This window comes from Mesorhizobium sp. P2_E7, assembly GCF_056403855.1.
Genome location: NZ_JBFUER010000001.1, coordinates 977,506 through 991,294 on the forward strand (window position 1 = coordinate 977,506; position 13,789 = coordinate 991,294).

10 protein-coding genes are annotated in these 13,789 nt (G+C 62.3%); 7 read left to right on the top strand and 3 right to left on the bottom strand.

What is annotated here, in order from left to right; genetic code table 11:
* Window positions 1–26 precede the first annotated feature (26 nt).
* The 3 genes from AC1DYC_RS04985 to AC1DYC_RS04995 form a co-directional block, all read right to left on the bottom strand.
* Entirely contained in the window at window positions 27–854 is an 828-nt protein-coding gene (locus AC1DYC_RS04985; protein ID WP_477404440.1) for a DUF3037 domain-containing protein, read from the bottom strand.
* A complete protein-coding gene (locus AC1DYC_RS04990) occupies window positions 838–1,614 on the bottom strand; it encodes a HipA family kinase (RefSeq protein WP_477404442.1) in 777 nt (258 codons plus the stop codon). The genes AC1DYC_RS04985 and AC1DYC_RS04990 overlap by 17 nt, the downstream gene beginning before the upstream one ends.
* A gap of 77 nt (window positions 1,615–1,691) precedes the next feature.
* A complete protein-coding gene (locus tag AC1DYC_RS04995) occupies window positions 1,692–5,465 on the bottom strand; it encodes a vitamin B12-dependent ribonucleotide reductase (RefSeq protein ID WP_477404444.1) in 3,774 nt (1,257 codons plus the stop codon).
* A 793-nt stretch (window positions 5,466–6,258) separates the two neighbouring features.
* Here AC1DYC_RS04995 and AC1DYC_RS05000 point away from each other — a divergent pair.
* The 7 genes from AC1DYC_RS05000 to AC1DYC_RS05030 all read left to right on the top strand — a co-directional run bounded on the left by AC1DYC_RS05000 (window position 6,259) and on the right by AC1DYC_RS05030 (window position 13,773).
* Window positions 6,259–7,797 (top strand): ABC transporter substrate-binding protein, encoded by a 1,539-nt coding sequence (locus tag AC1DYC_RS05000; RefSeq protein WP_477404446.1) that lies wholly within the window; start codon window positions 6,259–6,261, stop codon window positions 7,795–7,797.
* A gap of 92 nt (window positions 7,798–7,889) precedes the next feature.
* Window positions 7,890–8,831: an ABC transporter permease gene (locus AC1DYC_RS05005; protein ID WP_477404448.1), complete on the top strand. Its 942-nt coding sequence runs from the start codon at window positions 7,890–7,892 to the stop codon at window positions 8,829–8,831.
* A complete protein-coding gene (locus AC1DYC_RS05010; protein ID WP_477404449.1) occupies window positions 8,831–9,694 on the top strand; it encodes an ABC transporter permease in 864 nt (287 codons plus the stop codon). The genes AC1DYC_RS05005 and AC1DYC_RS05010 overlap by 1 nt, the downstream gene beginning before the upstream one ends.
* A complete protein-coding gene (locus tag AC1DYC_RS05015) occupies window positions 9,694–10,920 on the top strand; it encodes an amidohydrolase/deacetylase family metallohydrolase (protein ID WP_477404451.1) in 1,227 nt (408 codons plus the stop codon). Before AC1DYC_RS05010 ends, AC1DYC_RS05015 begins: the two co-directional genes overlap by 1 nt.
* Window positions 10,917–11,936, top strand: coding sequence for an ABC transporter ATP-binding protein (locus AC1DYC_RS05020; RefSeq protein ID WP_477404453.1), 1,020 nt, complete (start codon window positions 10,917–10,919; stop codon window positions 11,934–11,936). The genes AC1DYC_RS05015 and AC1DYC_RS05020 overlap by 4 nt, the downstream gene beginning before the upstream one ends.
* Window positions 11,933–12,898 carry an ABC transporter ATP-binding protein gene (locus AC1DYC_RS05025; protein WP_477404455.1) on the top strand — a complete coding sequence of 322 codons (966 nt, stop codon included), beginning with the start codon at window positions 11,933–11,935 and terminating at the stop codon, window positions 12,896–12,898. The genes AC1DYC_RS05020 and AC1DYC_RS05025 overlap by 4 nt, the downstream gene beginning before the upstream one ends.
* A 53-nt stretch (window positions 12,899–12,951) precedes the next feature.
* Window positions 12,952–13,773 carry an IclR family transcriptional regulator gene (locus AC1DYC_RS05030; protein ID WP_477404457.1) on the top strand — a complete coding sequence of 274 codons (822 nt, stop codon included), beginning with the start codon at window positions 12,952–12,954 and terminating at the stop codon, window positions 13,771–13,773.
* The last annotated feature ends 16 nt before the right edge of the window (window positions 13,774–13,789 follow it).

The following is a 13,789-nucleotide window of genomic DNA, read 5'->3' on the forward strand; positions in this document are numbered from 1 at the left end:
CGCCGTCAGATGACCACTAGTCGGGGCTAACTAAACAGGTGATTGACCCCAGCTGCCGCCAATATGGTATCCAGATACCGGGCCTTGTCTTCCCTGCTCTCCAGATTAAAGGAATCGGAAGCGTCCTTTCTTGCTATTTCCAAGGCCGGAGATACCGCCGATTCAACCAGTGAAGGCGCAGCATAGACAAGATAGCATTTCGTGCTGCCCAATCCTAAAACTTCTCGAGCGTGCTGGAATGTGACGTTGGCAAGCGCAGCATTCTTCAATTCCGCGGGACCTGCGTCTTCTGAATGGCGAAAATCAATTGTCTCCGTTGCGTGGTAAATGCCGTTTTTTATCAGGAAGTCAACATGAAGCTTTCCTGATGGGCCAACCGGCATATTTGCAACAACTTTATGGTGATGTAGGTCTTCTATTTTAGAGCTGAATATCTTGTATTCTTTAAAGGTTTTTCTCAAGTCTTTTGACAGGGTCGTCTTGTCGCGCCGAACTTTTGCTTTTTTTGGCTTGTCGACATACTCCGCCAGTATTTCTACTATCCTTGGATCGTACTGACTGTCATCGTCAGTTCCAAACCATCCGATGTCCGATATTTGAACGCCAGCAAATCGCGCTACTTCAGTCGCACGCTCTTCGACAGAGAGGCTGCTGTTATCGCCGCGAACTAGGTTCTCGGCCAGCCAATCTAGCGTCGATGCCTGAATCCCAAAATAGCCAAGCAAGGATGTGGAGGCGCTGAGCCTGACATCAAGCCTGTCTGGACCGAAAACAACGACGCCCACGTTCAACGCTTCACCGCGATGGGCGAAGGGAACCAAGCGAAGAATGGCGAACTTATAAATACTTGCCATTAGAAAGTCCTTCGCCGATCAGACTGAGGCGATTTTCGAACTGCACGCTCCCGATCCAATTGGCAAAAGACTCTCTTTGTTCCTTCGAAAGCCATTCGCCCGGCATCCCAAAAAACGCACGATCCAAAAGGAACTTGCGACCATCCTTAAACCGAGACAACAGCGTGCTGGCGGCAGAGTCAGCAAATCCATGCGCCTTTCGAATTTGCCTTCCCACACGAACCGTATTCGACATTTGAGGCAGCGGCAATGCTGCTCTCGCGGGTTGCAGGAAATCGGCGCTTCCGAAATCGATCAGGTGGATATGTCCCACCTGCGGAGAGGGGCCGGTCGGACCATTCACCGAGATTATGAAGTTGTCCTGGTGGCGATCCAGATTCCCGATTACGAGATCAAGAGCGTAGGTCGACGAAAGCAGATTGGCAAGTTCAGGAACAAAAATGGAATTCCCTGCCTGGCCAAAGAGAATCCTCGCAGCCTCGATTTCCGGGAGTTTGGGACCGATTTCCTGTGTCCCATATATGAGCGTCCCTTCGGGAGTCTGCAGGACTTTTGGGCTGGGAACCGGGAGATTTAACGAGTCAGCGATCGAATTGCAGACCCACTCAGTGGCGCAAACCAACTCGACCTCGAGACCGGATTTGACGAAGTAATATTTTCCGTCCTCTCCCATTGCTCGACCAATAGCATGGGCTGTCCGCCGCGCCGTGATGGGCAGATATTGCACAGCTCTAAGTGGTATGACTTCCAACTGAGTCATCAACTCTTATCCCGTATCAGCCACCGCAAGATCCCCTCTCACAATTCCCGTTTTTTGTTTGCCGCTGACCCGCCCTGTCAGCTGCACCCGCTCGTCGCACCACACGTATCGCACTTCTCGCAGGTCCCGTTCCGCACCATGGTAAAGTTCTGGCACTCGGAGCAGGAATTGCCGGTGTAGCCCTGGAGCAGTGACTTGGCGCGGCGGTCGGCGGCGAGTTTCTTCGCCTCGGCCGCCTCGTTGGCCGCGGCATCGGTGAACAGCGCCGCGGTGGCATCGGCCGCGTCCACAACCTCCTCGAAGGCGATGTCCTCGGCCAATTCCTTGGCCCGCTCCTCATAGTCGCGCTTGTAGGCGACCGCCTCGTCGCTGGCTGGCTTCAGCGCCAGCACGTTGGAGCCGGAGAAGGCGGTGGGTGCGGAGCGGGCAGGGGTGCCGGTGCCGGCAAAGCCTTTCGGCTCGCTGCCGGTCACCCGCGACACCAGCTTCACCGGCGAGGCGCCGCGGGTCAGGCCCTTGGAGACCGCATCCGTCTTGCCTTCGCTGATGCCGCGTCCCAGTGCCGTGTTGGAAAAGTCCGACTGGTCGACATGGGCGAGGTCGTTGCGGCCGAGATAGGAGATGGCGAGCTCGCGGAACACGTAGTCGAGGATCGACGTCGCGCTCTTGATGGCGTCGTTGCCCTGCACCATGCCGGCCGGCTCGAACTTGGTGAAGGTGAAGGCGTGCACATATTCGTCGAGCGGCACGCCGTACTGCAGGCCGAGCGAGATGGCGATGGCGAAGTTGTTGAGCAGGCCGCGCAGGGTTGCGCCTTCCTTGTTCATGTCGATGAAGATCTCGCCGAGGCGGCCATCGTCATATTCGCCGGTGCGAAGGAAGATGGTGTTGCCACCGATCTTGGCCTTCTGGGTGTAGCCCTTGCGGCGTCCCGGCAGCTTCTCCTGCTCGCGCGACACGCGCTCGATGATGCGCTCGACGATCCGCTCGGTGATCTGCGCCGCGCGCGCTGCCGCCGGGGCCTGGATCAGCTGCTCGACCATGTCGTCCTCGTCCTCGTCGCCATCGGCGAGCAGCGAGGAATTGAGCGGCTGCGACAGTTTCGAGCCGTCGCGGTAAAGCGCGTTGGCCTTCAGCGCCAGCTTCCACGACAGCATGTAGGCGTCCTTGGCGTCTTCCACCGTCGCGTCGTTGGGCATGTTGATGGTCTTGGAGATGGCGCCGGAGATGAAGGGCTGTGCCGCCGCCATCATCTGGATGTGGCTGTTGATAGACAGCGAGCGCTTGCCGATCTTGCCGCAGGGGCTGGCGCAGTCGAACACCGCGAGGTGTTCGGCCTTGAGGAACGGCGCGCCTTCGAGCGTCATCGCACCGCAGACATGGATGTTGGCGGCCTCGATATCTTTCTTCGAGAAGCCCAGCGCCGGCAGCATCTCGAACGAGAAATCGTTGAGCTGCTCGTCGGTGAAGCCAAACGTCTCCTTCACCCAGTCGGCGCCGAGCGTCCACTGGTTGAAGACGAACTTGATGTCGAACGCCGACTTCAGCGCCGCATTGAGCGCGGCGATCTTGTCATCGGTGAAGCCCTTCGCCTTGAGCGAGCCGGGGTTGACCGCCGGCGCCTGGTTCATGTTGCCGTGGCCGACCGCATAGGCCTCGATCTCGGCGATCTGGCTTTCGGAGTAACCCAGCGTGCGCAGCGCTTCCGGCACGGCGCGGTTGATGATCTTGAAGTAGCCGCCGCCGGCGAGCTTCTTGAACTTCACCAGCGCGAAGTCGGGCTCGATGCCGGTGGTGTCGCAATCCATGACCAGGCCGATCGTGCCGGTCGGCGCAATCACGGTTGCCTGCGCATTGCGGTAGCCATGCTCTTCGCCGAGTTCGATGGCGCGGTCCCAGGCAGCTTTGGCATGCGTGGCCAGGTCCTGCTGCTTCAGGTCGGAAGCGACCAGCGGCACCGGGTTGACGGCGAGCTTCTCGTAGCCGCCCTTTTCGCCATAGGCAGCGCGGCGATGGTTGCGCATCACGCGCAGCATGTTCTGCGCATTGCGGTCGTAATCGGCGAAGGCGCCGAGTTCGGACGCCATTTCGGCCGAAGTGGCATAGGCGACGCCGGTCATGATGGCGGTGAGTGCGGCGCAGATGGCGCGGCCCTCGTCGGAGTCATAGGGAATGCCCGACGTCATCAGCAGGCCGCCAATGTTGGCGTAGCCGAGCCCGAGCGTGCGGTATTCGTAGGACTGCTTGGCGATCTCCTTCGACGGGAACTGCGCCATCATGACGGAGATTTCGAGAACGACCGTCCACAGCCGCACGGTGTGCTCATAGGCAGCGATGTCGATCGTGCCGTCGGCGTTGCGGTAGGGAAGCAGGTTGATCGAGGCGAGGTTGCAGGCCGTGTCGTCGAGGAACATGTATTCCGAGCACGGGTTGGAGGCCCGGATCGCACCGGCGGAAGCGCAGGTGTGCCAGTCGTTCATCGTCGTGTTGAAATGCAGGCCCGGATCGGCGGAAGCCCAGGCGGCGTAGCCGATCTTTTCCCACAGGTCGCGCGCCTTCAGCGTCTTCAGCACCTTGCCGTCCTTGCGGGCGGTCAGGTGCCAGTCGGCATCGTCCTCGACGGCGCGCAGGAAATTGTCCTTCAGCGACACCGAATTGTTGGAGTTCTGGCCGGACACGGTGAGGTAGGCGTCGGAATCCCAGTCGGTGTCGTAGGTCTTGAACGACATCGAGGTGTAGCCCTGCTTGGCGAACTGGATGACGCGGTAGATGTAGTTCTCCGGCACCGCAGACTTCTTGGCCGCCTTGATCTCGCGCTTCAGCGCGGTGTTGAGCGCCGGGTCGAAGCAATCGTCGGCATTGCCTTCGCAGTTGATGCAGGCCTTCATGATCGCTTCGAGATGCTTCTTGACGATCTTGGAACCGGTGACCAGCGAGGCGACCTTCTGCTCTTCATTGACCTTCCAGTCGATGAATTCCTCGATATCGGGGTGGTCGGCGTCGACAATGACCATTTTCGCCGCGCGGCGCGTCGTGCCGCCCGACTTGATGGCGCCCGCCGCGCGGTCGCCGATCTTGAGGAAGCTCATCAGGCCGGACGAACGACCACCGCCCGACAGCTTTTCGCCTTCGCCGCGCAGCAGCGAGAAGTTCGAGCCGGTGCCGGAGCCGTATTTGAACAGGCGCGCTTCACGCACCCACAGGTCCATGATGCCGCCTTCGTTGACGAGATCGTCCTGCACGCCCTGGATGAAGCAGGCATGCGGCTGCGGATGCTCGTAGGACGACTTCGACTTGGTCAGCTTGCCGGTGAACGGGTCGACATAATAGTGGCCCTGGCTCGGGCCATCGATGCCGTAGGCCCAGTGCAGGCCGGTGTTGAACCATTGCGGCGAGTTCGGTGCCACGCGCTGCGTCGCCAGCATGTAGGCGAGCTCGTCGCAGAAGGTGAGCGCATCGTCTTCCGATTTGAAGTAGCCGCCCTTGTAGCCCCAGTAGGTCCAGGTGCCGGCGAGCCGGTCGAAGACCTGGCGGGCGTCGATCTCGGAACCGTAGCGCTCGGCTTCCGGCAGCTTTGCCAGTTCGGCCTCGTCGGCAACGGAGCGCCACAGGAAGGAGGGGACGTCGTTCTCCTCGACCTTCTTCAGGCGCGCGGGAACGCCGGCCTTGCGGAAATACTTCTGCGCCAGGATGTCGGCGGCAACCTGGGAGAACTGCGCCGGTACATCGATGTTATCGAGACGGAACACCACCGAGCCATCCGGATTCTTGATCTCCGAAAGCGCCTTGCGGAATTCGATCTCCGCGTAGGCTGATTGTCCTGGCTTGGTGAAGCGACGCTCGATGCGCATTGGTCCGGTCCCTTTTGTCTATATATAGCGCTTTTCCCCAGGGATTTCTGCCCCATAAGCTGAAAAACGCAGTCCGCCGTTTGCCGGCATTGCGAGCAACGCCGGCACTCTCCTTTTCGCTAGTGCCGGCATGCAGACGGCAATACGCCTTCCCCAGCGTTTGCCCGGGCTGCAGACCGACCCTTGCGGGTCCCTCAACTGAAACTTTGATCGATTCCCTCGTTCGAGGGAGGTTCACACTATCTAGCGTCGAGACTGCCTGCAAACACTAAATATAGTGTTAACAGATGATTTTTTCCAGTCCGACAATTCTCCCTTTCGTCACCCCAAGCCCCACGATCCCAACGCTTCCGCCAGCCTCGTAAACAGGCGGAAATCTGGGCAAAAACGCACAAAATCCGGGAAAAAAGACCGGGCTCGAAACTCTCCGGTCGCGCCCTCAACAAGAGCACATGGCACATAAAAGGCGACTCGGTTTGCGTCGTCAAGGATTCGTTTACGTAGCTTTTGTGACCCCAACATCTTGTGTGTCACATATGTGGATAACGGGGACAGAAAACCGTCTGTGCCGAATTCGCTGGACCCCGATCCGAAGCCGGCTTTCGCCCGGCTTGCGGCGTCCCCGGCGTACCGAACGACCATCCCATGAGCGCAGCAGATGAGTCGGCGTATCGGCGCAACCCGATTCCGGATCTTTTTGAAAAAAACTTGACGCCGCGGCAGACGGATGCACTTACTAGTCCGTAACTAAGATATAAGTTCCATAAATATGGAATATACGAAGGGAACCCATATGAAGCGCTTTCTGCATATTGCTGCTTCGCTCGCCGCGCTTGTGCTCGCGGCGACGGGCATCGCCTCGGCCGAGCCCGCCAAGGGCGGTGTCATCGATGTGGCGACCATCGGCGAACCGCCGACGCTCGACCCGATGGCCTCGACCGCCGACCTCGTCGGCATCGTCACCCAGCATATCTACGAGACGCTCTACACCTTCGATAGGGACTGGGGCATCACGCCGCTTCTGGCCGCCGACATGCCTGAGATTTCGCCCGATGGCCTCGTCTACACCATCAAGCTTCGGACCGGCGTGAAGTTCCATGACGGCAGCGATATGAACTCGGCCGACGTGGTTGCCTCGCTGCAGCGCTGGATGAAGATCGCCACCCGCGGCAAGCAGGCCGCCGAAGTCATCGCTTCGGTCGATGCGGTCGACGACTCGACGGTCAAGATCACGCTGAAAAAGCCGTTCGCGCCGCTGCTGGCACTGCTGTCGCTCAACAACGCCGCCGCCATCATCATTCCGTCGGAAAATGCCGGGCAGGACCCCCTGACCTCCTTTGTCGGCACCGGCCCCTATATGTTGAAGGAGCGCAAGCCCGACCAGTTCATCCAGCTTGCCCGCTTCGACGGCTACAAATCGCGCGACGGCGAACCCAACGGTTATGGCGGCGCGCGCAAGCAGTATCTCGACGAAATCCGCTTCGTGCCGGTTCCTGACCCTAACACCCGCGTCGAGGGCGCGGTCGCCGGCCAGTTCGCCTATGTCGATTCTATTCCCGTCGAATCCTTCGACAAGATTTCCGGCGGCAAGACCGCGCCCGTCATCCTGAAACCGTTCGGCTGGCCGGTGTTCGTGCTCAACACCAAGCAGGGGCTGAACAGCGACATCCGCATCCGCAAGGCGATCCAGGCAGCGCTCGCCCCCAACGACATGCTGCTCGCCGCCTTCGGCTCCAAGGATTTCTTTGCCGCCAACGCCGCCCTCTATCCTGAAGGCTATGCCTGGCACACCGACGCCGGCATCGAACCTTACAAGCCGGATGGCGACACCGAGGCCGCAGCCGCCTTGTTGAAAGAGGCCGGCTATGACGGCAAGCCGCTGCGCATCCTCACCAGCCGCCAGTACGAGTTCCACTACAAGATGGCGCAGGTTGCCGCTGAATATCTGAAGGCCGCCGGCTTCCAGGTCCAGCTCGATGTCGTCGAATGGGCGACGCTGACCAAGAACCGCACCGATCCGGCGCTCTGGGATGTCTACATCACCCACAGCCCGTTCCTGCCCGAACCGTCGCTGACCGGCATCATGTCGGATTCTTCGCCGGGCTGGTGGGTTTCCGACCGCAAACACCAGGTGCTGGGTGCCTTCAATGCCGAAGCCGATCCGGCCAAGCGCGTCGCGTTGTTTGCCGATGTGCAGAAGGCGGTGTTCGACGAAGTGCCGGCGGTCAAGATCGGCGACTTCAACGCGCTTGCCGCGCAGGCGCCGACGCTGAAAGGTGTGACGCCGGCGCCGTGGCCATACTTCTGGAACGCCTACCTCGAGGGCAAATGAGAATCCTCCCGCCTGTCCCGCCGCGTAGGGACAGGCATTTTTGGGCGCCGGCCGGTGTGGCCGGCGCCCGGTATCCAATGGATTGCTGAAGAATGCTGCGCTCGATCCTCAACAGGCTTCTCGGCATGATCGTCGTCATGACGCTGGTGGTCACCATCGTCTTCGTCATCGTGCGGGTGACGCCGGGCGATCCAGCCGCCGTCATGCTCGGTCCGGACGCGTCCGCCGCCGACATCGCCGCGCTGCGCTCTCGGCTCGGCCTCGACGGCTCGATCCCTGAGCAGTTCGCGCATTATGTGCTCGGCGTCGTCCAGGGCGATTTCGGCCAGTCGATCTTCCTCAACCAGCCGGTGACGACAGCACTTGCACAGCGGGCCGAGCCGACCTTCTTCCTCACCATCTTCTCGCTGTTAATCGCGACGCTTATCGCGCTGCCGGTCGGCATACTGGCCGCCTACAAGCGCGGCTCGATCTTCGACCAGGCGACCACTACCGTCGCCATGTTCGCCGCCAGCGTGCCGAGCTTCTGGCTGGGTCTGCTGTTCATCCAGTTCTTCGCTGTCAAACTCGGATGGTTCGACACGTCGGGCTATGGCGGGCCGGGCGCGTCCTTTGCCGACCGGCTGAGCCATCTCGTGCTGCCGGCGCTGGCGCTCGGCCTCGTCAGCTCGGCGCTGATCACCCGCTTCACCCGCGCCTCGATGCTCGACGTGCTCAATGACGACTATGTCCGCACCGCACGCTCCAAGGGCATGAGCGAATGGCGCGTGGTGCTGAAGCACGCCTTCAAGAATGCGCTGATCCCGATCCTCACCGTCATCGGACTGACTGCCGCCTTGCTGATCTCCGGCGCGGTGGTCACCGAAACCGTGTTCGGTCTGCCCGGCGTCGGCAGCCTCGTCGTCTCGGCGGTGCTGCGGCGCGACTATCCCGTCATCCAGGGCGCGCTGCTGGTCATTGCCGGGCTCTACGTGCTGGTCAATTTCGCCATCGACATGCTGTATCTCGCCGTCGATCCGAGGGTTCGCTACTGATGGCTGCGATCTCCGCCCCGATCCACTCCGAACCCAACATTTTTTCGCGGCTGCTCGGACGGCCGACTTCTGCCGCCGGCATCGCCGTGCTGGTCATCATCGTGCTGGCAGCCATCCTGGCGCCTTTCATCGCACCCTATGCGCCGTCAAAATTGTCCATCGCCAGCCGGCTGCACGGGCCGAGCCTCGAGCATCTGTTCGGCACTGACGATCTCGGCCGCGATGTCTTCACCCGCATGCTCTATGCCGCGCGCACTTCGCTCAGCGTCGGCTTCGCCGTGGTGATTTTCTCCTCCATCATCGGCACCATTCTCGGCCTGACATCGGGCTATTTCAAACGGCTCGACGCACCGGTGTCGCGGCTGATCGATGCGATGATGGCATTCCCCGATATCCTGCTCGCCATCGCCCTGGTCGCAGCCCTTGGCGCAACGGCAATCAATGTCGTGATCGCGCTCGGCATCGTCTATGCGCCCAGGCTCGCCCGCGTCGTGCGCGCCTCGACGCTGGTCATCCGCGAACTGCCCTATGTCGAGGCGGCGCGGGCGCTCGGTGTGCCGACGCCGGTCATCCTGATCCGCCACGTTTTGCGCAATGTGACCTCGCCGCTTCTGGTGCAAGGGACCTTCATCTTCGCCAATGCCATCCTCGCGGAAGCGGGCCTGTCCTTCCTCGGCGTCGGCATTTCGCCCGACATTCCGACCTGGGGAACGATGATCGCCACCGGCCGCCAATACATGGATCAGGCGCCCTGGGTGATGATGTTTCCGGGTGCCGCCATCGTTATCACCGTGCTGTCGCTGCAACTGGTCGGCGACGGCCTGCGCGACCTTCTCGACCCTCGACTGGCAAAGGATATCTGATGTTCGGCAATCGCTTTCAAAAGGCCGACCGGCCGCTGCTGATCAAGGGAGCGAGACCTGTCGGGTTCGGCGCCGGCTTCGACCAGCCGCTCGATATTCTGGTCGACGAGCAGGGCCGCATCGCCGAAATCGCGTCAACGATTGCCGCCGGCGAGGGCGTCAACACGGTCGATGCCAAGGGCGCGTTCCTGTCGCCGGGGTGGACCGATCTTCATGTCCATGTCTGGTATGGCGGCACCGACATTTCGCTGCGCCCCGAACAATGTGGCGCGGCGCGCGGCGTCACCACCATGGTCGATGCCGGCTCGGCCGGCGAGGCCAATTTCCATGGCTTTCGCGAATTTATCGTCGAACCGGCGCGGGAAAATGTCTACGCCTTCCTCAACATCGGTTCGATCGGGCTTGTCGCCTGCAACCGCGTCAGCGAACTGATCGACATGCGCTCGATCGACTTCGACCGCACCATCGCCACCGTCGAGGCCAACCGCGATGTCATTGTCGGGCTGAAAGTCCGCGCCAGTCACGTCATCACAGGCGGCTGGGATCTGACGCCGGTGCGGTTGGCGAAAAAACTCAGCCGTATCCTCAAACTGCCGATTATGGTGCATGTCGGCGAGCCGCCGCCGCTCTATGACGATGTGCTCGGCCTGCTGACCGAAGGCGACATCGTCACCCATTGCTTCAACGGCAAGGCCGGCGGCTCGATTATCGAGGACGAAGACCTCTACCAGCTGGCCGAACAGGCAGCGGCGCGCGGCATCGTGCTCGACGTCGGCCATGGCGGCGCGTCCTTCTCCTTCGACGTCGCCAAGGCAGCGCTCGAGCGCGGCCTGGCGCCGGCGACGATCTCGACCGATCTGCACAACCGCTCGATCGACACATCCGTCTGGGACATGGCCACCACCATGTCCAAGCTCTTGTCGCTCGGCATGAAATTCGAGGATGTGGTGGCGGCCTCGACGACCGCACCGCGCCACGCCATCCGCCTGCCGACGGAAAAGCTGCTGGAAAAGGGCAAGCCGGCGGAGTTCACCATCTTCGATGTCGTCGACGCCGATCTGACGGTGCGCGACTCCCAAGGCGCGCTGAGCACATTGCACCGGCTGTTCGAACCACGCCACGCCATCCTGGGTGCTGAGGCCATTGCCGCGCATCGCCATGTTCCTATCCCCAGGGAAGGCGAGGGCGGTGTCCATGCTTGTCCGCATTGTGGGTGGAAGTTTTGACCGAAGCGCTCGCCAGCGACGTCATCCTGTCGGTCCGCGATTTGCGGACCTGGTTCGTGACGCGCCGCGTTACGGCCAAGGCGGTCGATGGCGTGACCTTCGATCTGACGCGCGGCAAGACGCTCGCCGTGGTCGGCGAATCCGGTTCGGGAAAATCCGTCACCAGCCTGTCGATCATGGGGCTGCTGACCCGGCCCGGCGCCATTGCCGGCGGCAGCATCCTGTTTCGCGACCGGCAGGAGCGCGTCCACGACCTTGCCGGCTTTAGCCAGAAACAGTTCCGCAAAATCCGCGGCTCCGAGATCGCGATGATTTTTCAGGAGCCGATGACCAGCCTCAATCCGCTCTTCACCGTCGGCGACCAGATCGGCGAGATGATTGCGCTGCATGAACCGGTCGACCGCCGCGAGGCGCGCAGCAGAGCGCTCGCCATGCTGAAACATGTCGAAATTCCCGACGCCGAATCTCGTCTGGACGACTATCCGCACCAGATGTCGGGCGGCATGCGCCAGCGCGTGATGATCGCCATGGCGCTGTCGTGCAGCCCTTCGCTGCTGATTGCCGACGAGCCGACCACCGCGCTCGACGTCACCATCCAGGCGCAGATCCTCGATCTGCTGCGCCGGTTGCAGGCCGAGATGGGCATGTCGATCCTGTTCATCACCCACAATCTCGGCGTCGTCGCCGAAATCGCCCATGATGTCGTCGTCATGTATGGCGGCCGCGTCGTCGAACAGGCGCCGGTCAACGACCTTTTCGCGCATCAGCGCCACCCCTACACAAGAGGCCTGCTCGCCTGCACGCCGAACGCCGCGCGCGACATCGATGCCACCGGCGAGCGCCATGCGCTGTATTCGATCCGGGGCAGCGTGCCGCCGATCACCAATTTGCCGCCCGGCTGCGCCTTCGAGCCGCGCTGCGACTTCGCCATTACGCCGTGCCGGGCCGCACCGCCGGCATTGGTGCCGGCCGGCCCGCACGGTGCGTCGCGTTGCATCAGGAGTGCCGAGCTATGAATGCGCCGCTGCTCAGCGTGCAGGGCCTGACCAAGCATTTTCCGGCACGCAACGGCCGCATCGTCCATGCGGTCGAAAATGTCAGCTTCGATGTCCGGCGCGGCGCGACCGTCGGCCTTGTCGGCGAGTCCGGTTCCGGCAAGACCACTGCCGGCCGCGCTCTGCTGCGGCTGGTCGAACCCACCGGCGGCAAGGCGCTGTTCGATGGCGTCGACCTGTTTTCGCTGTCGCCGCGCGACATGCGCGCCTACCGGCAGAAGCTGCAGATCGTCTTTCAGGATCCGTTCTCCAGCCTCAATCCGCGCATGCGGGTCGCCGCCGTGATCGGCGAGGCACTCGACGCGCGCGGCTTTCAGCGCGGCAGAAAGCGGGCTGAACGTGTTGCCGAGCTGCTGACCCTGGTCGGCCTGTCGCCGGACCACGCCAGCCGCTACCCCCACGAATTCTCCGGCGGCCAGCGCCAGCGCATCGGCATTGCCCGCGCACTCGCAGTCGAGCCGCAATTCATCGTTGCCGACGAGCCGGTGTCGGCCCTCGACGTTTCGGTGCAGGCGCAGGTGCTCAATCTGTTCAGCGATCTGCAGAACAGGCTCGGGTTGACGCTGCTGTTCATCGCCCACGACCTCTCGGTGGTCGAATATCTCTGCGACGAGGTGGTGGTCATGTATCTCGGCCGCGTCATGGAGCGCGGCCCGAGCCGGCTGGTCTATGCCGCGCCGCGCCATCCTTACACCAGGGCGCTACTGGCAACGGCTCCAGTGCCGGATCCGGCGCGCCGCCGCACGCACATCCCCTTGCAGGGCGACATCCCAAGCCCGATCGCGCCGCCGTCCGGTTGCGTCTTCCGCACCCGCTGTCCGGAAGCGATTGCCGCCTGCGCCGAAATCGTCCCGCCGGTAGATCCGATCGGCGGCGGGCATCACGTGGCCTGCATCCGCCACAATGAAATTAAATCAGGTTGACCGCCGCCATGCTGCTGCCCTTTACATCATCGCGATCAACCTCTTGAGGTCTCATGACAGCCGACGCACCTGATCAAGAGCTGAACCGCGAAAAAGTCGCCCCCGAACCGCGGAGGTCGCGCACCAGCGGCATCGACCGCGCGCTGCAGATACTGGACTCGCTGCAGCGCCAGGGCCGGCCGGCGACCGCCTACGAGATCGCGCGCGACATCGGCGCGCCGCTGTCGACCGTCTACGTCATTGTCGACGATATGGTCGAGAAGGACCTTCTCGACCGCAAGGACAGCGGCCAGCTCTGGCTTGGGCCGCGGCTCTACCAATATGGCCTGACCTATGCCCGCACGCTCGACCTGCTCAATGTGGCGACGCAGGAAATGCACGAACTGGCGCAGGGGTCGAAGGAAACCGTCCAGGTCTGCGGCCGTGACGGCGATCATATGGTCGTGCTGGCCATGGAAGAGGGCAAGGATCATTTCCAGGTGACCTCGCGCGTCGGCACGCGCACGCCGCTCAACTGGACGGCGTCGGGGCGGCTGCTCGTCGGGCATCTGCCGGAAGCCGACCGTCTCGCCATCTTTGCCCGCTCGGCCACCGCTTCGCCGACGGGACGGGCCGAGACCGACAGGAATGTGCTGGCCAAGGCATCGGAGGCAGCACTGGCGCAGGGGCTGGCGATCCAGGCCGGCGAATCGGACTTTTCGGTCGCCTGCATCGCCGCACCGATCCGTGACAGCCAGGGCGCCTGCCGGGCGACGATCTCGATCGTCGTTCCCGACCTGAAACTCAGGCAGAAGGACCCCGATCTGACCGCCCTGGTCAGGCAAAGCGCCAGCCGCATCGAGACGCGGCTGGGCTGGCGCCGCGGCGGGGGGTAAGCGCCGCGCTGCTGCG